The organism is Streptomyces akebiae, from assembly GCF_019599145.1.
Taxonomy (GTDB): domain Bacteria; phylum Actinomycetota; class Actinomycetes; order Streptomycetales; family Streptomycetaceae; genus Streptomyces; species Streptomyces akebiae.
Map to the genome: position 1 here is coordinate 633,748 of NZ_CP080647.1, position 22,506 is coordinate 656,253.

A 22,506-nucleotide genomic window follows, 5' to 3' on the forward strand; every position below is an offset into this window, starting at 1 on the left:
CCGACAGGGTCTCCACACTCCACGGGCACCGCCCGTCACCGGGAGAACACCTCGAAGGCCACCGCCGGCCTCCCGCCGAACCGCTCGCCCGCGGCGCGGGCGTACCCGGTGAGGAGTGCGCGGGCGTAGCTCTCCGGGTCCTCCTTCGTCAGCGCTTCGATGTAGGTGCGGTGTTCGAGGAGGGAGGCGACGGCGCGGTCGAGGCCGGGGCCGGCGTCGACCGCGTGGGTGGGGCTGGAGGAGCCGGCGACGGCGACCCAGCGGACGCCGTCCCAGGGTTGCAGGCCCTGGTCGAGGAGGTCGGGGAAGATCCAGCGGTTCCCGGCGTCACCGGCGGCGTCGAGCGTGGCGCGGCCCACCGCCACGTGGTCGGGGGTGTTCCAGGCGACGCCGCCCCAGGTGTCGCGGTGGTTGAGGGTGATGAGCAGCTCGGGGCGGTGCCGGCGGACGGCGGCCGCGATGTCCCGGCGCAGCGCGGGCCCGTACTGGACGACGCCGTCCTCGTGGTCGAGGAACTCCACCTCCGACACGCCCACGACGGCGGCGCTCGCCCGCTGCTCCCGCTCCCGCAGCGGGCCGCACCGGGCGGGCTCCAGCGTGTCGATGCCGGCCTCGCCGCGGGTCGCGAGGACGTACGCGACCTCACGGCCCGCGTCGGTCCACGCGGCGACCGCCGCCGAGCACCCGTATTCGAGGTCGTCCGGGTGGGCCACGACGGCGAGGGCGCGCCGCCAGTCGTCGGGCATGGGTTCGAGCTGCGCCGGCTGCTCGTGCTGAGGGTCGCTCATGTCGGCACACTAGCCCCGGGCACGGACCCTCCGCTCGTGGTCACACCTCGTCGCGCGTCAGCGCCAGTAGTCGGTCCAGCACCCTCGGTCCCCCGGCACGTACGCCGTCGTGCTCGAACTCGTCCGTGACCCAGGTGCGCAGGCCCCGGATCGAGCGGGCCGTCCTGAGGGAGTGGTCGGTGTCGACGTACATGTCGTCGTGGTAGATCGCGGCGGCGACCGGTACCTCGTTGGCGGCGAGGCGGGCCGGGTCGTACAGCGGGGCCCAGTCGGTGCGGGCGGCCAGTTCCTCGGCGGTCTCACGCAGGGGGCGCAGGGCCGGGTCGGTGGCGAACGTCCAGGGGTGGACGGACTCGCCGGTGAAGAGGACCGGCCCGTCCCCGGTGAGGGACTTGGCGGCGTCGAACTGCGGGAACTCGGCGCGCACACGCTCGGCGGACCAGGCGGTGGGCCGCCCGCCCTGGCCGTAGCAGGCCTCGTGGACGAGGGCGTACAGGGGGTGCCCGGCGAAGGAGAGCAGGCCCTGGACATCCTCCTGGAACGCGTCGGAGAGCGCCGGACCCCGGGGGGTGCGGACGAAGGCGTCCTCCAGCAGGAAGTGCAGCCGGTGGCTGCCGTCACCGCGGCCGAGGAGGATGCCGAGGGACTGGAAGGCCTCGACCGTGAGCCGGTGGCCGCCCTGCAGCACGGTGTCGTGTTCGAGGAGGTGCTCGGCGATCCGGCGGGCCCGCTCGACGTCCTGGGGGTAGCGGGCGTAGTGCGCGGCGACCTTGCGTTCGATGCGCGGGTAGGCGGCGCGGTAGACGTCGTCCGCGTGGCCGTCCAGCGTCGGCAGTCCGCCGGTGATGACGGCGGTGCTCAGCCCCTCGGGAGCGATCGACAGATAGGTGACCGCGCAGAAGCCGCCGAAGCTCTGGCCGAGGACGGCCCAGGGGGCGCCGCCGGTGACCTCGGGACGGATGGCCTCGCAGTCGCGGACGATGGAGTCGGCGCGGAAGTGGGCCAGGTAGTCGGCCTGTTCGGCGGGACCGCCGCGCGAGGGGAGGGTCTGGCGGTTGGCGGGGGTGGAGGCACCGGTGCCGCGCTGGTCCAGGAGCAGGACCCGGTACTCCCGCAGGGCCCTCTCCAGCCACGCCTCACGGCCGACGAAACGGTTCGCCCCGAAGCCGGGGCCGCCTTGCAGATAGACCAGCCAGGGCAGTTCGGCGTCCGCCTTGTCGCTCGCGACGACCTCGCGCGCGTAGAGCTCGATCCGCTCCCCCGCCGGGTGGTCGTGGTCGAGGGGGACGGTGAAGCGGCGGTCGGTGAGGACGACACCGGGCTGCCGGTAGCTGACGGACAACGGGGCTCCCTGAGCGGACGGATTCCAGGCCGTGGTCCAGTCCAGCACAGATTCTCCGTCCGGCCGACCCCGTGGATCAAGAAATTCTCGCTGAACCGGGGATCAGTACGGCGGCCGCCGTCGGTGCGCGGCTACTGAACGGTCGCTCAGCGCGCGGAGAGGCTGGAGCGCCGCACCACCAGTTCCGGCTGGAGGACGACCCGCCGGTGCTCGTGCGGGACGGTCTCGGCCTCGGTCTCCTCCAGCAGGAGTTCGGCGGCCAGGGCGCCCATGGTGACGGCGGGCTGGCGTACGGAGGTGAGGGGGACGGCCGCCGCGGCGGCGAACTCGATGTCGTCGTAGCCGACGATGGCGAGGTCGTCGGGGACGCTCACCCCGGCCGCGTACATGGCCTGGAGCACGCCGAGGGCGAGCAGGTCGTTGGCGCAGAACACGGCGGTGGGGCGGTCGGCGAGGCCGAGGAGCCGCGCGCCCGCGTCGCGGCCGGCGGCCACGTCGAGGCGCTCGGTGGGCAGTTCCCGCAGGGCCTCGGGGCCGAGTCCCGCCTCCTGCAGGGCGCTCAGGGCACCCGTACGGCGGTCGCGCACCTGGTTGAGACCCGCCGGTCCGCTGACGTACGCGATGGAACGGTGGCCCGCGTCCACCAGATGACGTACGGCGAGGGCGCCGCCCGCGACGTCGTCGACGGAGACCGAGCACTCGGTGGTGCCCTCGGCCACCCGGTCGACGAGGACGAAGGGGATGCCGTGGCGGCGGAACGCCGCGATGTTGCGTCCGGTGGCGTCGGCGGGGGTCAACAGCACCCCGCGCACCCGCTGTTCGGCGAAGAGCGAGAGGTACTCGGACTCCTCGCCGGCGCTCTGCGCGCTGTTGCAGACCATCACGCCGAGCCCGGCGTCGCGCGCGGCCCGCTCGGCACCGCGCGCGACGTCCACGAAGAAGGGGTTGCCCATGTCGAGCACGAGCAGCCCCATGATGCGGCTCCGCCCGGCCCGCAGCTGGCGCGCCGACTCGCTGCGGACATAGCCGAGGCGGTCGATGGCGGCCAGCACGCGGGCCCGGGTGCCGGAAGCCACCGAGTCCGGCCGGTTGATGACGTTCGAGACCGTGCCGACGGAGACTCCGGCGGCGGCGGCGACGTCCTTGATACCCACCGACTGCGACATCGGACGGGGACCTCCAGGAAGGTACGGAGCGGCGGGCATACGTTCACACTACCGCCGGGCCTGAGTGGAAATGGCCCGGTCAGCGACGGAAACGAGGCCGTCGTACGGTCGTACAACGGGTCAGGCGGGCAGGGCGAAGTCGATCACGCGGAGCGCCGACGGTGTGGTGCCGCTCGACTTCACCTGGTACATCACGGACAGGACATTGTCCTGGGCGATCCGGCTCTCGTCGAACACGACCTCACCGAAGGCGTTGAGCCCGGAACCGTCGAACAGGATCTGCCAGTCGGTGTGCCCGGAAGCCACCGAGGCGCCGGCGATCCGGCCGAACGGGAAGATCGCGTAGGCGTTGTTGTACTTGTCCATGACCAGCTTGGTGCGCTGGCTGGAGTTCAGCGGCACCGGTATCTCGGTCTTCGCCCAGGCTCCGGAGGAGCTCTTGCGGACGAGGAAGGCGCGCCCGTTGGCCGTGCGGTTGGCGACGTAGTTCGTCGTGCACTGGCCGAAGCGGCCGGGGACGTAGCTGATGATGGCGTGCGGGCGGCCGGCCGAGTCGGTCCACTGGCTCTCCTGGTTCATCAGGGAGTGGTCCGGGTTGAGCGCGTCCACGACGAGGCCGGCGTCGGTGACGGAGACCCGGTCGGAGCCGCCGGTGGTGCCGACGACGGTGCCCGCGTTGTTGCGCCAGGTGCGGCCGCGGTCGTCGGAGTAGACGTAGCCGGTGTCGTGGTTGGTGATGCCGCCGCTGTTGCACATGACGCTGTTGCTCTGCTCGCGCCACGTGAACATGGCGTGCAGGCGCCCGTTGCGGTCGTAGTCGATGCCGTGCAGGTACATGTTGCGGGCCGTCGAGGAGCCGTGCTCGCTGGTGTACGTGCCGGTGGAGGACGTCCACTCGCCGAGGTTGGTCCAGGAGGTGCCGTTGTACTCGGCGAGGGCGTTGCGGCCGTTGCCGGAGATGCCGGCGCGGTAGCTCAGCTGGAGCTTGCCGTCGGGCATCGAGACGAACTGCGGGTAGGTGAACTGCGAGGTGAGGGCGAGTCCGTCGAGGGTGGACTGGGGTGCGCCGAAGCGGCTCGTGGTCCAGCTCAGGCCGGCCGGGTCGTCCATGAGGCCGGCGACGGACTTGACGTAGGTGAAGCCGTCGCTGTGCGAGTCCATGTTGAGGTGGAGGCGTCCGTCGACCTTGGAGACGCCCATGGAGATGACGTTGTGGGAGTCGTTGTAGCGCAGCGTGTGGCCGACCTTGACGGTGGACCAGGTGCCGGAGCCGAGGACGCGGCGGCCGACGACGGCGTTGCGGTCGGCGGTGTACCAGACGGCGTACTGGTAGCCCTTGTAGGTCAGCAGGGCGTTCTTCTGGAACGAGTTGTTGTTGACCAGGCCGTCGTAGGAGACGAAGTAGATGGCCTGGCTGTCGAGCAGGGTGTTGCCGGTCTGGGTGACCGAGGGCCCGGGGTCGGCGGCCCGGGCGGTGGCGGCGCCGAGGGCGGGGGTCACGACGGCGCCGGCGAGGGCGGCACCGAGCAGCGTACGTCTCTTCATCTCGGGGACTCCGTTGTCGAGCGAGGTGGGGAGGGGGAGGGGGAAGGGGTGCTGCTTCGTGGGGGGTCAGGCGAGGTGGAAGACCTCGGTGAGCGGCTTCATGGCCTCGTCGGGCCGGGCGCCGTCGAGGGACTCGAAGAACGGCGCCATCTCCTTCTGCCAGCGGGCGTTGACCTCGGCGGCCTCCATGCCGGCCAGCGCCGCCTGGAAGTCCTCGGTCTCCAGGTAGCCGACCAGCAGGCCGTCGTCGCGCAGGAAGAGGGAGTAGTTGTGCCAGCCGGTGGCCGAGAGTGCTTCGAGCATCTCCGGCCACACGGCGGCGTGCCGCTCGCGGTACTCGTCGATCCGGTCCTGACGGACCTTGAGGAGGAAGCAGACGCGCTGCATGAGATACCGCTCCTGGGGGTGAGGGGGGTGGCGTGACTCGCGTGCGGAGATCAGAAGTCGAACTTGTCGATGTTCTCCTTGTTGAACACGGTGGGCTTGCCGAGGCTGATGACGCCGTCCTTGCCGATGGTGTACTCGCCCATGTCACCGGCGGTGAAGGTCTCGCCCTCCTTGCCGGTGATCTGGCCGGAGACCAGCGCCACGGCGGTACGGGCGGCCAGCTCGCCGAGCTTCGCCGGGTCCCACAGCTCGAAGCCCTCGACCGTGCCGTCCTTGACGTACTTGCGCATGTCGTTCGGGGTGCCGAGGCCGGTCAGCTTGACCTTGCCCTTGTACTTTGAGCCCGACAGGTACTGGGCGGCGGCCTTGATGCCGACCGTGGTCGGGGAGATGATCCCCTTCAGGTTCGGGTACTCCTGGAGCAGGCCCTGGGTCTGCTGGAAGGACTTCTGGGCGTCGTCGTCACCGTAGGCGACCTTGACGAGCTTGATGTCCTTGTACTTGGGGTCCTTGAGTTCGTCCTTCATGAACTCGATCCAGGTGTTCTGGTTGGTCGCGGTCTGCGCCGCGGACAGGATCGCGATCTCGCCCTTGTAGCCGATCTGCTCGGCGAGCAGCTGGACCTCGGTGCGGCCCAGGTCCTCGGCGCTGGCCTGCGAGACGAAGGCGTTGCGGCACTCCGGCTTGGTGTCGGAGTCGTAGGTGACGACCTTGATGTCGTTGCTCATGGCCTGCTTGAGCGCGGTGCACAGGGCGCCCGGGTCCTGCGCGGAGACGGCCATGGCGTCGACCTGCTGCTGGGTGAGCGTGTTGACGTAGTTGACCTGGCCGGAGGTGTCCGTGGCGCTGGACGGGCCGACCTCCTTGTAGCTGGAGCCCAGCTCCTTCAGGGCCGCCTCGCCGCCCTTGTCGGCCGAGGTGAAGTACGGGTTGTTGACCTGCTTCGGCAGGAAGCCGACGGTCAGGCCCTTCTTCAGTTCGGCGTTGGGGTCGGCCTTGCCGGTGGCCGCGGCCGAGGCGGAGTCGTCCTTGACGTCGCTCTTCGTGGTGCCGCCGCAGGCGGTGACGGCGAGGGCGAAGGAGGTGACGGCGGCGAGCGCCGCACAGGAACGGCGGAGGGTTGCCTTGCGCATGAAGGATCCTTTGATACGGAGGGGCGGGCGGTGGGGCGGTACGGGTTCGGCGGTGGGGGCCCAGCCGTCAGGGGGCTGGAGTGGGCGCCTTGGTGACCGGCGCCGAAGCGGCTCTGCGGCCGGCCCTGGCGACGGAGATCTGGCGTGCGACCCGGGGGCCGAGCACGGAGAGGACGAGCAGGACGCCGGTGACGACGATCTGCGACTGCGCGGAGACGTCCTGGAGGCTCATGACGTTCTGCAGGGTGCCGAGGAGGAACACGCCGGCGATCGCGCCGCCGAGTGTTCCCTTGCCGCCGTCGAAGTCGATACCGCCGAGCAGCACGGCGGCGACGACCGAGAGTTCGAGCCCGGTGGCGTTGTCGTAGCGGGCGCTGGCGTAGTGCAGGGCCCAGAAGATGCCGGTGAGGGAGGCCATCAGGCCGGTCACCGTGAAGAGGATCAGCTTCTGCCGCTTGACCCGGATGCCGGCGAACCGGGCGGCCTCCTCGCTCGCCCCGGTCGCGAAGACCGAGCGGCCGAAGGGGGTGGCGTGCAGGGCGATCACGGCGATCACCAGCAGGACCAGGAAGGGGATGAAGGCCTGCGGGACGAAGCTGTCGCCGATCCGGCCCGCGGCGAAGTCCAGGTACTGGGTGGGGAAGTCGGTGACCGCGTCGGAGCCGAGGACGATCTGCGCGATGCCCCGGTAGGCGGCGAGCGTGCCGATGGTGACGGCGAGGGACGACAGACCGAGCTTGGTGACCAGCAGGCCGTTGATCAGCCCGCAGACCACACCGAGGGCCAGACAGATCGGGATGATCGTCTCGATGGTCATGCCCTGGTTCCACAGGGCGCCCATCACCGCGCCGGAGAGACCGGCGGTGGAGGCGACCGACAGGTCGATCTCACCGGAGACCACGAGGAGGGTCATCGGGAGGGCGACCAGCGCGATCGGCAGGGTGTTGCCGATCAGGAAGGACAGGTTGAGCGCGTTGCCGAAGCCGTCGACGGTGGTGAAGGACAGCAGGAGCACGACGATGAGGAGGGCCCCGACCACCGTGTCCCAGCGAACGGCGCGCGACAGCGTGGAGTCAGCCATGGCGGGCGTTCCTCTTCTTCAGGGCGGTCGCCACCCGCACCGCGACCACGCGGTCCACGGCGATGGCGAGGATGAGCAGGATGCCGTTGATCGCGAGCACCCACACCGAGCTGACGCCGAGGGCGGGCAGCACGCTGTTGATGGAGGTCAGCAGCAGGGCGCCGAGCGCCGCGCCGTAGACGCTGCCGGAGCCGCCGGTGAAGACCACACCACCGACCACGACCGCGCTGACGACGGTGAGTTCGTAGCCGTTGCCGGTGCTGGAGTCGACGTTGCCGAAACGGGCCAGGTACAGCGCGCCGGCGAGCCCGGCGAGGGCGCCGCAGAAGGTGTACGCCATCAGGATCCGCTTGCGGACCGGGATACCGGCCAGGCGGGCGGCCTCCGGGTTGGACCCGAGCGCGTACAGCTCACGGCCGCTGCCGAAGTGCTTCATGTAGTAGGCCGTGGCCACCAGGACCGCCAGCGCGATCAGGGCGAGATAGGGCACGGCGTAGATGCCGCCGGAGCCGAAGTCGATGAACCCGTCCGGGAGGCCGGAGGCGACGATCTGCCGGGAGCCGACCCAGATGGAGTCGATGCCGCGGATGATGTAGAGCGTGCCGAGGGTGACGACGAGGGCGGGCACCTGGCCGAGGCTGACGAGCAGGCCGTTCAGCAGGCCGAAGCCGATGCCCATCAGGACCGCCAGGAGCACGGCCACCACCGCGTTGCCGCCGCCCTGGAGATAGGTACCGGCGGCGAACGCGCTGATACCGAGGGTGGAGCCGACCGAGAGGTCGACGTTACGGGTGATGACGACCAGTGACTGGCCGACGGCGACCAGCACCAGGATGGTCGCGTTGAGCAGCAGGTCCTTGATGCCCTGCTCGGTGAGGAACTCGCTGTTGCCCAGCTGGGTGACGACGATCATCACCAGGAAGACGACCAGGATGGCGAGTTCGCGCATCTTGAAGACGCGGTCCACGAGCCGGGTGCCGCTGGACTTGGGCACCTCGGCGACGGGGGTGTTCTGAGGGGTGGTCACCGTCATGCGGCGGCCCTCCCGGTGGCTGCGGCCATCACGGATTCCTCGGTGGCTTCGGAGCGAGGGATCTCGGCGGTGAGCCGGCCCTCGTGCATCACCAGCACGCGGTCGGCCATGCCGAGGATCTCGGGCAGGTCGGAGGAGATCATCAGCACGGCCACGCCGTCGGCGGCCAACTCGCTGAGCAGGCGGTGCACTTCGGCCTTGGTGCCGACGTCGATGCCGCGGGTGGGCTCGTCGACGATCAGCACCTTCGGGCCGGTGGCGAGCCACTTGGCGAGGACGACCTTCTGCTGGTTGCCGCCGGACAGGGTGTTGACGGTGTCGGCGATCCGGGCGTACTTGACCTGGAGCTTGACGGCCCAGTCGAGGGAGCGGCTGCGCTCGGCGCCGCGGTCCATCAGACCGGCTTTGACGGTCGTACGGAGTCCGGTGAGGCCGATGTTGCGCTCGATGGACATGTCCATCACCAGGCCCTGGGCGCGGCGGTCCTCGGGGACCAGGGCGAGCCCGGCGGCCATCGCGGTGGAGGGGGCGCCGTTGATGAGCGCCTTGCCGTCGAGGGAGACCTCGCCCGCGTCCCAGCGGTCGATGCCGAAGACGGCGCGTGCGACCTCCGTACGGCCGGCGCCGACCAGGCCGGCCAGGCCGACGATCTCGCCGCGGCGGACGTCGAAGGAGACATCGGTGAACACGCCCTCGCGGGTCAGCCGGCGCACGCTCAGCGCGACTTCGCCCGGCTCGACCTCCTGCTTCGGGTACAGCTCGTCCAGGTCGCGGCCGACCATGCGGCGGACCAGGTCGTCCTCGGTCATGCCGTCGATCGGTTCGCTGGAGATCCAGGCCCCGTCGCGCAGGGTGGTGACGCGCTGGCAGATCTGGAAGATCTCCTCCAGGCGGTGGGAGATGAAGAGGACGGCCGAGCCCTGCTCGCGCAGGGTGCGGACGACGCCGAAGAGTCGGGCCACCTCGCTGCCGGTGAGGGCGGCCGTCGGCTCGTCCATGATCAGGACGCGGGCGTCGAAGGACAGCGCCTTGGCGATCTCGACGATCTGCTGGTCGGCGATGGACAGGCCGCGTGCCGGGCGGTCGGGGTCGAGTTCGACACCGAGCCGCTGCATCAGCGCGAGGGTGGCCGCGTGGGTGGCCTTGTGGTCGATGCGGCCGAGGGCTCGCCGCGGCTGACGGCCCATGAAGATGTTCTCGGCGATCGAGAGGTCGGGGAAGAGAGTGGGCTCCTGGTAGATCACGGCGATGCCCGCGTCCCGGGCGTCGGCCGGGCCGTGGAACACGGTGGGCTCGCCGTCGAGGAGCACCTGACCGGAGTCCGGTCGGTGCACCCCGGCGAGGCTCTTGATCAGGGTCGACTTACCCGCGCCGTTCTCCCCGGCGAGTGCGTGCACCTCGCCCGGGAACAGCTCCAGGGACACGTCCCGCAGGGCGCGTACGGCGCCGAAGGACTTGGAGATGCCCTTCAGAGCGAGAACGGGGGCCGGACCCTTGTCGGACCGGTGGGTCATGGGGGCTCCTCGACGACGGCCGGTGGCTAGCGGAGAAGCTGCCTCACTGCGTCGTGAAAGGTTTCAACTGGGTTGCCGGGACGTTAGGCACCCCGCCCAGGTCACGTCAATGGGTTTCGGTCGAAATTTTTTCGATACGAGAGGTCACAACCGGGTCACGGAAAGCCGACTTGACCTGGGGGGTTGACAGTCCGGCGTGGCGCTCATAGTTTCCGGTGCTGAATCGTTTCAGACATCAAAGCCGGTAGGAGCCCTGACGTGACCGAGCTCGCCGCGGTGAAGGCCGCCCTCAAGACACAGGCCGTCGAGACGCCGTCGTGGGCGTACGGAAACTCCGGAACCCGTTTCAAGGTGTTCGCCCAACAGGGTGTCCCGCGCAACCCCTGGGAGAAGCTGGACGACGCCGGCAAGGTCCACGAGTTCACCGGCGTGGCGCCGACCGTGGCGCTGCACATCCCGTGGGACAAGGTGGAGGACTATGCGGCCCTCGCGAAGCACGCGCAGCAGCGCGGCGTGAAGCTGGGCGCCATCAACTCCAACACCTTCCAGGACGACGACTACAAGCTGGGCAGCATCTGCCACCCGGAGGCGGCGGTCCGCCGCAAGGCCGTCGACCACTTGCTGGAGTGCGTCGACATCATGGACGCGACCGGGTCGCGCGATCTGAAGCTGTGGTTCGCGGACGGGACGAACTATCCCGGCCAGGACGACATCCGTGAGCGCCAGGACCGGCTGGCCGAAGGCCTCGCCGAGGTCTACCAGCGGCTCGGGGACGACCAGCGGATGCTGCTGGAGTACAAGTTCTTCGAGCCGGCGTTCTACACGACCGACGTGCCGGACTGGGGCACCGCCTACGCGCACTGCCTGAAGCTCGGCCCGAAGGCACAGGTCGTGGTCGACACCGGGCACCACGCGCCGGGGACCAACATCGAGTTCATCGTGGCGACGCTGCTGCGGGAGGGCAAGCTCGGCGCGTTCGACTTCAACTCGCGCTTCTACGCGGACGACGACCTGATGGTGGGCTCGGCGGACCCGTTCCAGCTGTTCCGGATCATGTACGAGGTGGTGCGTGGGGGCGGGTTCACTCCCGAGGTCGCGTTCATGCTCGACCAGTGCCACAACATCGAGGCGAAGATCCCGGCGATCATCCGGTCGGTGATGAACGTGCAGGAGGCCACGGCGAAGGCACTGCTCGTCGACGCGGACGCGCTGCGCGCCGCCCAGCGGGCCGGGGACGTGCTGGAGGCCAACGCCGTGGTGATGGACGCCTACAACACGGATGTGCGGCCGTTGCTGCGGGAGGTGCGGGAGGAGATGGGGCTGGACCCCGATCCCCTTGCCGCGTACCGCGCGTCCGGGTGGGCGGCAAAGATCGTCGAGGAGCGGGTCGGCGGAGAGCAGGCCGGCTGGGGGGCCTGATTCCGGGTTCCGTCCGCCCACTCTTGTTCGTCGCGGGCCGTCGGCCGGTTCGCGGCCGGTCGCGCAGTTCCCCGCGCCCCTGGAGGGGCGCCGCAGTCCCCCTTCGTACATTCGTCACCGTAAGGATTGATCTCGTATGGCCACCCATCCCGAAGCCGCAGCTCTGCTCGCCCGGTCCCGTCGGCTCGGCGCCGATCCGCGGAACACCAACTACGCCGGTGGGAACGCGTCCGCCAAGGGGACGGACACCGATCCCGTCACCGGGGGTGATGTGGAGCTGATGTGGGTGAAGGGGTCCGGCGGTGACCTGGGCACCTTGACCGAGGCCGGACTCGCCGTGCTGCGGCTGGACCGGATGCGGGCGCTCGTCGACGTCTATCCGGGGGTGGAGCGCGAGGACGAGATGGTGGCCGCGTTCGACTACTGCCTGCACGGCAAGGGTGGGGCGGCGCCGTCGATCGACACCGCGATGCACGGGCTGGTCGACGCCGCGCACGTGGATCATCTGCACCCCGACTCCGGGATCGCCCTCGCCTGCGCGGCCGACGGGGAGAAGCTGACCGCCGAGTGTTTCGGCGACAGCGTGGTGTGGGTGCCGTGGCGGCGGCCCGGGTTCCAGCTGGGGCTGGACATCGCCGCCGTGAAGCGGGAGAACCCGCAGGCCATCGGCTGTGTGCTCGGCGGGCACGGGATCACCGCCTGGGGCGACACCGCCGAGGAGTGCGAGAAGAACTCGCTGCACATCATCCGTACCGCCGAACGGTTCCTCGCCGAGCGGGGGAAGGCGGAGCCGTTCGGGCCCCTCGTCGAGGGATACGCGGCACTGGACGACGCGGAGCGCCGGGAGCGGGCGGCGGCCCTCGCGCCGTACGTCCGCGCCGTCGCCTCGCAGGACAGGGCGCAGGTCGGGCACTTCACCGACGCGGAGGTCGTGCTCGACTTCCTGGCGCGTGCCGAGCACCCCCGGCTCGCCGCTCTCGGCACCTCCTGCCCCGACCACTTCCTCCGTACGAAGGTCCGGCCGCTCGTGCTGGATCTTCCGCCGACCGCCGACCTCGACACGGCGATCGCGCGGCTCAAGGAACTGCACGCCGAGTACCGCGAGGAGTACGCCGCCTACTACCAGCGGCACGCCGAGCCCGACTCCCCCGCGATGCGCGGCGCCGACCCGGCGATCGTGCTGATCCCGGGCGTGGGCATGTTCAGCTTCGGCAAGGACAAGCAGACCGCGCGGGTGGCCGGCGAGTTCTACGTCAACGCGATCAACGTGATGCGGGGCGCCGAGGCGGTGTCGACGTACGCGCCGATCGAGGAGTCGGAGAAGTTCCGCATCGAGTACTGGGCGCTGGAGGAGGCCAAGCTGCGGCGGATGCCGAAGCCGAAGCCGCTGGCGACCCGGGTCGCGCTCGTCACGGGCGCGGGCAGCGGGATCGGCAAGGCCATCGCGCACCGGCTCGTGGCCGAGGGTGCCTGTGTCGTGGTCGCCGACCTCAACGCCGAGAACGCCGCCGCCGTCGCCGAGGAGCTGGGCGGAGCGGACAAGGCCGTCGCCGTGACCGTCGACGTGACGGACGAGCAGCGGATCGGGGAGGCCTTCAAGGCCGCCGCGCTGGCCTTCGGCGGGGTCGACCTCGTCGTCAACAACGCGGGCATCTCGATCTCCAAGCCGCTGCTGGAGACGTCGGCCAAGGACTGGGACCTGCAGCACGACATCATGGCCCGTGGATCGTTCCTGGTGTCGCGTGAGGCCGCGCGGACGATGATCGCGCAGGGGCTGGGGGGCGACATCGTCTACATCGCCTCGAAGAACGCCGTCTTCGCCGGGCCCAACAACATCGCCTACTCCGCCACCAAGGCCGACCAGGCCCACCAGGTGCGGCTGCTCGCCGCCGAACTGGGCGAGCACGGCATCCGCGTCAACGGCGTCAACCCCGACGGTGTGGTGCGCGGCTCCGGGATCTTCGCGGCCGGCTGGGGTGCCCAGCGCGCGGCGACCTACGGGATCGAGGAGGAGAAGCTCGGCGAGTTCTACGCCCAGCGGACCATCCTCAAGCGCGAGGTGCTGCCGGAGCACGTGGCGAACGCGGTGTTCGCGCTGACCGGCGGGGAGCTGACGCACACCACCGGTCTGCACGTGCCGGTCGACGCCGGCGTGGCCGCCGCCTTCCTCCGATGAGCGCGTCCGCGACCGGCGGGTCCGTGAAGTCGTACGCGGCGGTCGACCTCGGTGCGTCCAGCGGGCGCGTCATGGTCGGCCGCGCGGGGCGGGACTCGCTGGAACTGGTCGAGGCGCACCGGTTCCCGAACCGGCCGGTGCGCACCCCCGAGGGGCTGCGCTGGGACGTGCTCTCGCTGTACGCGGGGGTGCTCGACGGGCTGAAGGCGGCCGGGCGGGTCGACTCCGTCGGGATCGACAGCTGGGCCGTCGACTACGGGCTGCTGGACGCGGACGGCGCTCTGCTGGGCAATCCGGTGCACTACCGGGACGCCCGGACCGAGGGTGTCGCGGAGAAGGTGTGGGCGACCGTGCCCGCCGCCGAGCTGTACGCGGAGACCGGGTTGCAGTACGCGCCCTTCAACACGCTGTACCAGCTGGTCGCCGCCCGGTCGTCCGCCCAGTTCGCCCATGCCGAGCGGTTGTTGCTCATCCCCGATCTGCTGACGTACTGGCTGACCGGGGAGTCCGGCACCGAGCTGACCAACGCCTCCACCACGCAGCTGATCGACCCGCGCACCCGTGACTGGTCGCGGGACGTCGCGGACCGCCTGGGCATCGACCTCGGCCTGTTCGCACCGCTGCGGCAGCCCGGTGACCCGGCGGGCCTGCTGCGGCCCGAGGTGCTGGAGGCCACGGGGCTCTCCGGACCGGTTCCGGTGACGACGGTCGGGTCGCACGACACCGCCTCGGCGGTGGCGGCCGTGCCGGCGACCGGGGAGCGGTTCGCGTACATCTGCACCGGCACCTGGTCGCTGGCCGGCCTGGAGCTTGCGGCCCCGGTGCTGACCGAGGCGAGCCGGGCGGCCAACTTCACCAACGAGCTGGGGCTCGACGGCACGGTCCGCTACCTCCGGAACATCATGGGGCTGTGGCTGCTCCAGGAGTGCGTACGGGAGTGGGGGGACCCGGATCTGGGTGAACTGCTGCGGGGCGCCGCCGCGGTGCCCGCGCTGCGCTCGGTGGTGGACGCCGGGGACTCGGCGTTCCTCGCGCCCGGCCGGATGCCCGAGCGGATCGCCGAGGCGTGCCGGGACTCGGGGCAACCCGTCCCTCGGACGCCCGCCGAGACCACCCGGTGCATTTTGGACTCGCTGGCCCTCGCCCACCGGCGGGCCGTCGCCGAGGCCCAGGCGCTGGCCGACCACCCCGTCGACGTCGTCCACATCGTGGGCGGCGGCACCCGCAACGCCCTGCTGTGCCAGCTCACCGCCGACGCCTGCGGGCTACCGGTGGTGGCCGGGCCGGCGGAGGCGGCGGCCCTGGGCAACGTCCTCGTCCAGGCCCGCGCCCACGGCCTGGTCGGCGACCGGGCCTCGATGCGGCGACTGCTCGCCCGCACCCAGCCGCTGGTGCGGTACGAGCCGCAAGGTGACCCGGCGGCCTGGCGTGCGGCGGAGGCCCGGCTCGCCGACAGGTGAGCCAGGCCCCTTCCGGCGGGGCCCCTTCCGGCGGGGCCTCCTCCGGCGGGATCGTCCCCATCGACGGTCGGCGCGCGGGTCCGCCCGTCTCCGCCGATCGTCGCGCGGGACCCCTCGCCCTTCGCGTACGCGCGTCGTACTCTGCACTCATCCGATGACCGACCCCCAAGGAGCCGCGATGCGTGTCGCCCTGTTCCTGACCTGTGTCAACGACACGCTCTATCCCGACACCGGCCGGGCCGTGGTGAAACTGCTGACCAGGCTGGGTGTGGACGTCGACTTCCCGATGGGTCAGACCTGCTGCGGGCAGGCGCACTACAACACCGGATACCGGCACGAGGCCGAGCCACTCGCCCGGAAGTTCTCCGATGTATTCCGGGAGTACGAGGCGATCGTGACGCCGTCCGGCTCGTGCGGGGCGATGGTGCGGGAGCTGTATCCACGCATGGGTGAGCGAGCCCGTGCGGAGGGGCGCGGGGACGGTCTGGCGCGGACGCTGGCGCCCGTCGTACCGAAGACGTACGAGCTGACGGAGTTCCTGGTGGACGTGCTGGGTGTGACGGACGTCGGCGCGTACTACCCGCACAAGGTGACCTACCACCCGACCTGCCACGGACTGCGGAGCCTCGGCCTCGGTGAGCGGCCCCGGCGGCTGCTCCAGGCCGTGAAGGGACTGGAGCTGGTGGAGCTGCCCGGTGCCGACGAGTGCTGTGGCTTCGGCGGTACGTTCGCCGTGAAGAACCCCGATGTCTCGGCGGCGATGGGCGCGGACAAGGTGCGCAACGCCGAGTCGACGGGCGCCGAGGTGCTGTGCGCGGCCGACAACTCCTGCCTGATGCACCTCGGTGGCACGATGACCCGGCTGCGGACGGACCTGCGGCCCGTCCACATCGCGGAGATCCTGGCGAGCACGGAAGAGGAGCCGCTGGTATGAGCGGGACATTCGTCGGGATGCCGGCGTTCCCCGAGGCCGCACACGAGGCCGTGCACAACACGACCCTGCGCGGGAACCTGCGCCACGCCACCCACACCATCCGCGCCAAACGCGCGAACGCGGTCGCGGAGGTGTCCGACTGGGCCGCGCTGCGCGAGGCGGGCAAGCAGATCAAGGACCACACGCTCCGTCATCTCGACCGGTATCTCGTGCAGTTGGAGGAGTCGGTCACGGCGGCGGGCGGCACGGTCCACTGGGCCGCCGACGCGGACGAGGCCAACCGGATCGTCACGTATCTCGTCAAGGCGACCGGCGAGAGCGAGGTCGTCAAGGTCAAGTCGATGGCCACGCAGGAGATCGGGCTGAACGAGGCGCTGGAGGCCGAGGGCATCCGCGCCTACGAGACCGACCTCGCCGAGCTCATCGTGCAGTTGGGCAACGACCGGCCCTCGCACATCCTGGTTCCGGCGATCCACCGCAACCGGGGCGAGATCCGGGACATCTTCGCGCGCGAGATGAGCGAGTGGGGCCGCCCGGCCCCCGAGGGCCTGACCGACACCCCGGCCGAGCTGGCGGAGGCGGCGCGGCTGCATCTGCGGGAGAAGTTCCTGCGGGCCAAGGTCGGTGTCTCCGGCGCCAACTTCATGGTCGCGGAGACGGGCACGCTGGTGGTCGTGGAGTCCGAGGGCAACGGCAGGATGTGCCTCACCCTCCCCGAGACCCTGATCTCGGTGGTCGGCATCGAGAAGATCGTGCCGACCTGGCGGGACCTGGAGGTGTTCCTGCAGACCCTCCCCCGCTCCTCCACCGCCGAGCGCATGAACCCGTACACCTCGACCTGGACGGGCACGACGGACGACGACGGGCCGCAGACCTTCCACCTGGTCCTCATCGACAACGGCCGCACCGACACCCTCGCCGACGAGGTCGGCCGCCAGGCCCTGCGCTGCATCCGCTGCTCGGCCTGTCTCAACGTCTGCCCGGTGTACGAGCGGGCGGGCGGCCACGCCTACGGCTCGGTGTACCCGGGCCCGATCGGCGCCATCCTCAGCCCCCAACTCCGGGGCACGGGAAGCGAGATCGACTCCTCACTGCCGTACGCCTCCTCGCTGTGCGGTGCCTGCTACGAGGTGTGCCCGGTCGCCATCGACATCCCTGAGGTGCTGGTGCATCTGCGGGAGCGGGTCGCCCAGGGCGGGCCGGTGACCGAGCGGGGCGGCAAGGTCGTGCTGAAGCCCGCGAAGGGGCACGCGGCCGAGCGGGCGGCGATGCGCGCGGCGCGGTGGGCGTTCAGCCACCCCGGCGCGCTGCGCGCCGGGCAGCGGCTCGCGTCCCGCACGCGCCGCTTCCATCCCCGTACGCTGCCGGGGCCCGGCAGGGCGTGGAGCGCGAGCCGTGATCTTCCCGCGCTGCCCCCCGAGCCGTTCCGGGACTGGTGGCAACGGACGAACGGCGGACGGACCGACGGCGGCCGGGAGGGGACGAAGTGAGCAGCAGGGATCTGATCCTGGGACGGGTGCGACGCGCCCTCGCCGACGTACGCCAGGACGACACTCCCCCAGTGCCTGAAGGGCCTGGGAGGGACCCCCGGTACGAGCAGGCCGTTCAGCGGGACTATCTCCGGGAGCACGGCGCGCTGAGCGCCGCCGAGAGGGTGGAGCTGCTGGCGGAGAACCTGGCGGACTACCGGGCGATCGTGCACCGCACGGACGCGGACGGACTCGCGGACGTGGTCGCGGGGCTGTTGCGCGCGCACGGCTCGAAGACGGTGCTGGTGCCGCCGGGGCTGCGCCGGGAATGGCTGTCGGGGACCGACCTGACACGGGTGCCGGACCGGGGCGAGAGCACCGCGCACGAGTTGGACCGGGTCGACAGCGTCGTCACGGCCTGCGCCCTCGCGATCGCCGAGACCGGCACCATCGTCCTCGACGGCTCCCCCGACCAGGGCCGCCGCCGGATCACCCTGGTACCCGACCACCACATCTGTGTCGTCCGCGTACCTGAGCAGGTCGTGTCGTCGGTGCCGCAGGCGCTCGAACTCCTGGACCCGACGCGCCCGTTGACGTGGATCTCCGGCCCGTCCGCCACCAGCGACATCGAACTGGACCGGGTGGAGGGCGTCCACGGCCCGCGCACCCTGGAGGTGGTTCTGGTGACCGGGGGTGGCGGCCAGGGCTAGGGGGCCGCGGGACGGGCGCGTGAGGGCTCGGGGCGTCGGGGTCACGGCTCGCTCCTGGCCAACGCATCGGCAGCCACCCTGAGGTCGGACACCAGTCCCGCGTACGCGGCGTCACGGTCGTCGGCACGGAGTACGGCGGAGGGGTGCAGGGTGGCGACGACGTAGGGCCCCCGCGATCCCTCCGAGGGCATGGGCAGCAGCGCGCCGCGGTCCTTGGTGACCCGGAAGGAGCCGCCGAGCAGTGCCTTGCCCGCGGTGGCACCCAGGGCCACCACGATCTCGGGCCGGACGAGACGGAGTTCGGCCAGCAGCCAGGGACGGCAGGCGGCGACCTCGCGCAGGTCGGGCGCCTTGTGGATACGGCGTTTACCGCCGCCCGGGGGCCGGGTGAACTTGAAGTGCTTGACCGCGTTGGTCACGTAGGTCGCGTCCCAGTCGATCCCGGCCTCGTCCAGGGCCCGTCGCAGCAGCCGCCCCGCCGGGCCGACGAACGGCTCGCCCTGCCTGTCCTCCTGGTCCCCCGGCTGCTCTCCGACCAGCAGGATCCGGGCCGACCCGTCGCCCTTGCCGAAGACGGTCTGCGTGGCGTCCTCGTGCAGGGGGCAGCCCCGGCAGTCGGCCGCGGCCCGGCGGTGCGCGGGGAGGCCGCCACGACTCGGGAGGAACGGCTCGGCGTCGTAGGCCCGCGGTTCCGGGGAGCGGGCCTTCGTGGGGCTCGTGTGCTCGATGGGGCTCATCCCGGGACACCTCCTTGGGCGGGAAGCCCGGCCCTGAGCGCTTCGCGGGGCCGGAGCGCTCGACGGAACCCGAGCGCCGCGCGGGGGCCGGGGACCGCTCGGGGCTACTTCCGAATACCCCCTCCCGTCGGGATGCACCATGGGTCGGCTCCCGGCGCCCCGGCGGCTCACGGATGTGCTGTGGGGGTGCGGCCTCCGGCCGGGACGGCGACGCCGCGCTCGCGTTGATCCTCCACCTCTGGGCCGCTTGGTCCTCCACCTCTGGGGGACCCAGCGGCACCAGGTGTCCGTGGCGGTCGTCCTGTCGTCCCTGTGCCCGGCCGCCCCACGGCCCTCGGTCAGCCCCCGCTCCACGAACGGGTGAACTTCCGGCAGACGGCCGGGCTCGTCGGAGCCATGATCGCGATTCTGCTGCTCACCTTGGGCTGATTCGCTCGCCCCGGCCGCAGGGTGCGGGGCCTGCCGGAGCGGCCAGGGACGGTGACCGGCGCGCCCCGTGAAACTTGGATGGTTCGCTTTCTTGAACTGTTCGTGTTTATGGGGGTAGGTTGGTCGCCATGACCGCATCCCAGCCTCCGAACACCGCCGAGGAGCTCCGCGGTGCCGGCCTGCGGGTGACGGCCGCGCGCGTGGCGCTGCTGGAGACCGTCCGGGACGGCGACCACCTCGGCGTCGAAGCGATCGCCTCGGGCGTACGCGCCCGTGTGGGCCACATCTCGCTCCAGGCCGTGTACGAAGCGCTCAACGCGCTCGCCGGCGCGGGACTCGTGCGCCGCCTCGAACCACCCGGCAGCCCGGCCCTGTACGAGGGCCGTGTCGGGGACAACCACCACCACCTCGTGTGCCGCAGTTGCGGTGTCGTGGTCGACGTCGACTGCGCGGTCGGGCACGCCCCGTGCCTGACCGCCTCCGACGACCGCGGCTTCGCGATCGACGAGGCCGAGGTCATCTACTGGGGCCTGTGCCCCCCATGTTCCGAAGCCAGCAGTTCAGCACCGTGATCCACCAGTTCCGGAAGGACTCCCATGACTGAGAACCATGACGCGATCGTCACGGACGCGAAGCCCGAGGAGACGGGAGGCTGCCCGGTCGCTCACGGGCGTGCCGCGCACCCGACCCAGGGCGGCGGAAACCGTCAGTGGTGGCCGGAGCGGCTCAACCTGAAGATCCTCGCCAAGGACCCCGTCGTCGCCAACCCCCTCGGTGAGACGTTCGACTACGCCGAGGCGTTCAACAACCTCGACCTCGCGGCCGTGAAACAGGACATCGCGGAGGTGCTGACCACCTCGCAGGACTGGTGGCCCGCCGACTTCGGCAACTACGGCCCGCTGATGGTCCGTATGGCCTGGCACAGCGCCGGCACCTACCGCATCCACGACGGCCGCGGCGGTGGCGGTCGTGGCCAGCAGCGCTTCGCGCCGCTGAACAGCTGGCCGGACAACGGCAACCTGGACAAGGCCCGCCGTCTGCTGTGGCCGGTGAAGAAGAAGTACGGCCAGTCCATCTCCTGGGCCGACCTCATGATCCTCACCGGTAACGTCGCCCTGGAGCAGATGGGCTTCGAGACCTTCGGCTTCGCCGGCGGCCGTGCCGACGTCTGGGAGGCCGACGAGGACGTCTACTGGGGTCCCGAGACCACCTGGCTGGACGACCAGCGCTACACCGGCGACCGCGAGCTGGAGAACCCGCTCGGCGCCGTCCAGATGGGCCTGATCTACGTCAACCCGGAGGGCCCGAACGGCAACCCGGACCCGATCGCCGCGGCCCGCGACATCCGTGAGACCTTCCGCCGCATGGCGATGAACGACGAGGAGACCGTCGCCCTCATCGCCGGTGGCCACACCTTCGGCAAGACCCACGGCGCCGGCCCCGCGGACAACGTGGGCGACGACCCCGAGGCCGCCTCCATGGAGCAGCAGGGCCTCGGCTGGAAGTCCACCTACGGCACGGGCAAGGGCGGCGACGCCATCACCTCCGGCCTGGAGGTCACCTGGACCACCAAGCCGACCCAGTGGAGCAACGACTTCTTCGACATCCTCTTCGGCTACGAGTGGGAGCTCACCCAGAGCCCCGCCGGCGCCAACCAGTGGGTGGCCAAGGACGCGCAGGCGATCATTCCCGACGCCCACAGCGACGCCAAGAAGCTGCCCACGATGCTCACCACCGACCTCTCGCTGCGCTTCGACCCGATCTACGGCGAGATCTCCAAGCGCTTCCACGAGAACCCCGACCAGTTCGCGGACGCCTTCGCCCGCGCCTGGTTCAAGCTGACCCACCGTGACATGGGCCCGAAGTCGCTGTACCTCGGCCCGGAGGTCCCGGCGGAGACCCTGATCTGGCAGGACCCGCTGCCGGCGGCCGAGGGCGAGGTCATCGACGCGGCCGACATCGCGGCGCTCAAGAGCAAGCTGCTCGCCTCGGGTCTGTCCGTCTCGCAGCTGGTGTCCACCGCGTGGGCGTCGGCCTCCACCTTCCGCTCCAGCGACAAGCGGGGCGGCGCCAACGGTGCCCGGATCCGTCTGGAGCCCCAGCGCGGCTGGGAGGTCAACAACCCGGACGACCTGCGTCACGTCCTGAGCGTCCTGGAAGGCGTCCAGGCCGAGTTCAACTCCGGCGCCAAGAAGGTCTCCCTGGCCGACCTGATCGTCCTCGGCGGTGCCGCCGCGGTCGAGAAGGCCGCCGAGGACGCCGGCTACCCGGTCGAGGTGCCCTTCACCCCGGGCCGTGTGGACGCGACCGAGGAGCACACGGACGCCGAGTCGTTCGCGGCGCTGGAGCCGGCGGCCGACGGTTTCCGCAACTACCAGGGCAAGGGCAACCGCCTGCCCGCCGAGTACCTGCTGATCGACCGGGCGAACCTGCTCTCGCTGAGCGCCCCCGAGCTGACGGTCCTCGTCGGTGGTCTGCGCGTCCTGGGCGCCAACCACGCCCAGTCCACGCACGGCGTCTTCACCGACACCCCGGGCGTGCTCACCAACGACTTCTTCGTCAACCTGCTCGACCTGGGCACGACCTGGAAGTCCACCTCCGCCGACCAGACCCTCTTCGAGGGCCGTGACGCGGACACCGGCGAGGTCAAGTGGACCGGCACCCGTGCCGACCTCGTCTTCGGCTCCAACTCCGAGCTCCGTGCCCTCGCCGAGGTCTACGCGAGCGACGACGCCAAGGAGAAGTTCGTGAAGGACTTCGTCGCGGCCTGGGCCAAGGTCTCCGACCTGGACCGGTTCGACCTGGTCTGATCGACCCGAACACCGCGGCCGGGCCGGCTCTTCACGGGGCCGGCCCGGTCGTTCTCGCGCGCTCGGTCATCCGTTGGCCGGCCCACGCCCCGGGTACCCGCCCCGCCCGCGGAGTACATGGTCCGCGTGAGACGGCGGTCGCTGGGAGTGGACATGTGTCTCGCGGAGGGCGAACGGCCCGAGTCGGTGGGGCGGTGGGTGCGGACCGCGTCGCTGTCGCACTCCGACGGCGACGCCATGGACATCGCCGTCGTCAACGGCCGTATCGCCGGTGTCCGGGGCAGGTCCGTGGACCGTCAACCGCGGCAGGCCTGGTGACGGGCGAACCCGCGGACGCGGACGAGTACCGCACGCGCCACCCCGACGGCAAGGC

The 22,506-nt window shown here is 71.0% G+C and carries 19 protein-coding genes; 9 read left to right on the plus strand and 10 right to left on the minus strand.

The window, feature by feature from the left end; genetic code table 11:
• Positions 1-35: 35 nt before the first annotated feature.
• The 9 genes from K1J60_RS02765 to K1J60_RS02805 all read right to left on the minus strand — a co-directional run bounded on the left by K1J60_RS02765 (position 36) and on the right by K1J60_RS02805 (position 9,989).
• The gene (locus tag K1J60_RS02765; RefSeq protein WP_220644741.1) at positions 36-788 is read right to left on the minus strand and encodes a PIG-L deacetylase family protein; all 753 of its coding nucleotides are present in this window, start codon (positions 786-788) and stop codon (positions 36-38) included.
• A 40-nt stretch (positions 789-828) separates the two neighbouring features.
• On the minus strand, positions 829-2,130 hold the full coding sequence (locus K1J60_RS02770) for an alpha/beta fold hydrolase (RefSeq protein ID WP_220651238.1): 1,302 nt from the start codon (positions 2,128-2,130) through the stop codon (positions 829-831).
• Positions 2,131-2,276: 146 nt separating this feature from the next.
• On the minus strand, positions 2,277-3,296 hold the full coding sequence (locus tag K1J60_RS02775; RefSeq protein ID WP_220644742.1) for a LacI family DNA-binding transcriptional regulator: 1,020 nt from the start codon (positions 3,294-3,296) through the stop codon (positions 2,277-2,279).
• A 120-nt stretch (positions 3,297-3,416) separates the two neighbouring features.
• Positions 3,417-4,841, minus strand: a complete 1,425-nt coding sequence (locus tag K1J60_RS02780) for a BNR repeat-containing protein (protein WP_220644743.1) — start codon at positions 4,839-4,841, stop codon at positions 3,417-3,419.
• Between the two features lie 66 nt (positions 4,842-4,907).
• The gene (locus K1J60_RS02785) at positions 4,908-5,228 is read right to left on the minus strand and encodes an L-rhamnose mutarotase (protein ID WP_030043960.1); all 321 of its coding nucleotides are present in this window, start codon (positions 5,226-5,228) and stop codon (positions 4,908-4,910) included.
• Between the two features lie 50 nt (positions 5,229-5,278).
• Entirely contained in the window at positions 5,279-6,361 is a 1,083-nt protein-coding gene (rhaS, locus tag K1J60_RS02790) for a rhamnose ABC transporter substrate-binding protein (protein ID WP_220644744.1), read from the minus strand.
• Between the two features lie 67 nt (positions 6,362-6,428).
• Positions 6,429-7,442, minus strand: coding sequence for an ABC transporter permease (locus K1J60_RS02795; protein WP_220644745.1), 1,014 nt, complete (start codon positions 7,440-7,442; stop codon positions 6,429-6,431).
• Positions 7,435-8,475, minus strand: coding sequence for an ABC transporter permease (locus K1J60_RS02800; protein ID WP_220644746.1), 1,041 nt, complete (start codon positions 8,473-8,475; stop codon positions 7,435-7,437). Before K1J60_RS02800 ends, K1J60_RS02795 begins: the two co-directional genes overlap by 8 nt.
• On the minus strand, positions 8,472-9,989 hold the full coding sequence (locus tag K1J60_RS02805; RefSeq protein WP_220644747.1) for a sugar ABC transporter ATP-binding protein: 1,518 nt from the start codon (positions 9,987-9,989) through the stop codon (positions 8,472-8,474). The genes K1J60_RS02800 and K1J60_RS02805 overlap by 4 nt, the downstream gene beginning before the upstream one ends.
• Before the next feature lie 258 nt (positions 9,990-10,247).
• Between K1J60_RS02805 and rhaI the strand changes: the two genes are divergently transcribed.
• The 6 genes from rhaI (at position 10,248) to K1J60_RS02835 (ending at position 18,157) form a co-directional block, all read left to right on the plus strand.
• On the plus strand, positions 10,248-11,408 hold the full coding sequence (gene rhaI, locus K1J60_RS02810; RefSeq protein ID WP_220644748.1) for an L-rhamnose isomerase: 1,161 nt from the start codon (positions 10,248-10,250) through the stop codon (positions 11,406-11,408).
• Between the two features lie 136 nt (positions 11,409-11,544).
• Positions 11,545-13,584: a bifunctional aldolase/short-chain dehydrogenase gene (locus K1J60_RS02815; protein WP_220644749.1), complete on the plus strand. Its 2,040-nt coding sequence runs from the start codon at positions 11,545-11,547 to the stop codon at positions 13,582-13,584.
• On the plus strand, positions 13,581-15,044 hold the full coding sequence (locus K1J60_RS02820) for a rhamnulokinase (RefSeq protein WP_220644750.1): 1,464 nt from the start codon (positions 13,581-13,583) through the stop codon (positions 15,042-15,044). The genes K1J60_RS02815 and K1J60_RS02820 overlap by 4 nt, the downstream gene beginning before the upstream one ends.
• A gap of 178 nt (positions 15,045-15,222) precedes the next feature.
• Positions 15,223-15,978 (plus strand): (Fe-S)-binding protein, encoded by a 756-nt coding sequence (locus tag K1J60_RS02825; protein WP_220651239.1) that lies wholly within the window; start codon positions 15,223-15,225, stop codon positions 15,976-15,978.
• Positions 15,975-17,468, plus strand: a complete 1,494-nt coding sequence (locus tag K1J60_RS02830; RefSeq protein WP_220644751.1) for a LutB/LldF family L-lactate oxidation iron-sulfur protein — start codon at positions 15,975-15,977, stop codon at positions 17,466-17,468. The genes K1J60_RS02825 and K1J60_RS02830 overlap by 4 nt, the downstream gene beginning before the upstream one ends.
• Positions 17,465-18,157 (plus strand): LutC/YkgG family protein, encoded by a 693-nt coding sequence (locus K1J60_RS02835; RefSeq protein WP_220644752.1) that lies wholly within the window; start codon positions 17,465-17,467, stop codon positions 18,155-18,157. Before K1J60_RS02830 ends, K1J60_RS02835 begins: the two co-directional genes overlap by 4 nt.
• A gap of 41 nt (positions 18,158-18,198) precedes the next feature.
• Here the strand turns inward: K1J60_RS02835 and K1J60_RS02840 are convergent, their stop codons facing one another.
• A complete protein-coding gene (locus K1J60_RS02840; RefSeq protein WP_220644753.1) occupies positions 18,199-18,894 on the minus strand; it encodes a UdgX family uracil-DNA binding protein in 696 nt (231 codons plus the stop codon).
• A gap of 557 nt (positions 18,895-19,451) precedes the next feature.
• On the opposite strand from K1J60_RS02840, the gene K1J60_RS02845 reads away from it, so the two are divergent.
• The 3 genes from K1J60_RS02845 (at position 19,452) to K1J60_RS02855 (ending at position 22,451) form a co-directional block, all read left to right on the plus strand.
• Entirely contained in the window at positions 19,452-19,895 is a 444-nt protein-coding gene (locus K1J60_RS02845) for a Fur family transcriptional regulator (RefSeq protein WP_220644754.1), read from the plus strand.
• A gap of 24 nt (positions 19,896-19,919) precedes the next feature.
• Positions 19,920-22,133, plus strand: a complete 2,214-nt coding sequence (gene katG, locus K1J60_RS02850) for a catalase/peroxidase HPI (protein ID WP_220644755.1) — start codon at positions 19,920-19,922, stop codon at positions 22,131-22,133.
• 153 nt (positions 22,134-22,286) lie between these two features.
• Entirely contained in the window at positions 22,287-22,451 is a 165-nt protein-coding gene (locus K1J60_RS02855; RefSeq protein ID WP_220644756.1) for a hypothetical protein, read from the plus strand.
• Positions 22,452-22,506: the final 55 nt, after the last annotated feature.

What these genes read in the sequence shown, in the direction of transcription:
- K1J60_RS02765 (WP_220644741.1), bottom strand. Translation starts at nt 788, where the DNA reads ATGAGCGACCCTCAGCACGAGCAGCCGGCGCAGCTCGAACCCATGCCC.
- K1J60_RS02775 (WP_220644742.1), bottom strand. Translation starts at nt 3,296, where the DNA reads ATGTCGCAGTCGGTGGGTATCAAGGACGTCGCCGCCGCCGCCGGAGTC.
- K1J60_RS02780 (WP_220644743.1), bottom strand. Translation starts at nt 4,841, where the DNA reads ATGAAGAGACGTACGCTGCTCGGTGCCGCCCTCGCCGGCGCCGTCGTG.
- K1J60_RS02785 (WP_030043960.1), bottom strand. Translation starts at nt 5,228, where the DNA reads ATGCAGCGCGTCTGCTTCCTCCTCAAGGTCCGTCAGGACCGGATCGAC.
- rhaS (WP_220644744.1), bottom strand. Translation starts at nt 6,361, where the DNA reads ATGCGCAAGGCAACCCTCCGCCGTTCCTGTGCGGCGCTCGCCGCCGTC.
- K1J60_RS02795 (WP_220644745.1), bottom strand. Translation starts at nt 7,442, where the DNA reads ATGGCTGACTCCACGCTGTCGCGCGCCGTTCGCTGGGACACGGTGGTC.
- K1J60_RS02800 (WP_220644746.1), bottom strand. Translation starts at nt 8,475, where the DNA reads ATGACGGTGACCACCCCTCAGAACACCCCCGTCGCCGAGGTGCCCAAG.
- K1J60_RS02805 (WP_220644747.1), bottom strand. Translation starts at nt 9,989, where the DNA reads ATGACCCACCGGTCCGACAAGGGTCCGGCCCCCGTTCTCGCTCTGAAG.
- K1J60_RS02815 (WP_220644749.1), top strand. Translation starts at nt 11,545, where the DNA reads ATGGCCACCCATCCCGAAGCCGCAGCTCTGCTCGCCCGGTCCCGTCGG.
- K1J60_RS02820 (WP_220644750.1), top strand. Translation starts at nt 13,581, where the DNA reads ATGAGCGCGTCCGCGACCGGCGGGTCCGTGAAGTCGTACGCGGCGGTC.
- K1J60_RS02825 (WP_220651239.1), top strand. Translation starts at nt 15,223, where the DNA reads ATGCGTGTCGCCCTGTTCCTGACCTGTGTCAACGACACGCTCTATCCC.
- K1J60_RS02830 (WP_220644751.1), top strand. Translation starts at nt 15,975, where the DNA reads ATGAGCGGGACATTCGTCGGGATGCCGGCGTTCCCCGAGGCCGCACAC.
- K1J60_RS02840 (WP_220644753.1), bottom strand. Translation starts at nt 18,894, where the DNA reads ATGAGCCCCATCGAGCACACGAGCCCCACGAAGGCCCGCTCCCCGGAA.
- K1J60_RS02845 (WP_220644754.1), top strand. Translation starts at nt 19,452, where the DNA reads ATGACCGCATCCCAGCCTCCGAACACCGCCGAGGAGCTCCGCGGTGCC.
- katG (WP_220644755.1), top strand. Translation starts at nt 19,920, where the DNA reads ATGACTGAGAACCATGACGCGATCGTCACGGACGCGAAGCCCGAGGAG.
- K1J60_RS02855 (WP_220644756.1), top strand. Translation starts at nt 22,287, where the DNA reads ATGTGTCTCGCGGAGGGCGAACGGCCCGAGTCGGTGGGGCGGTGGGTG.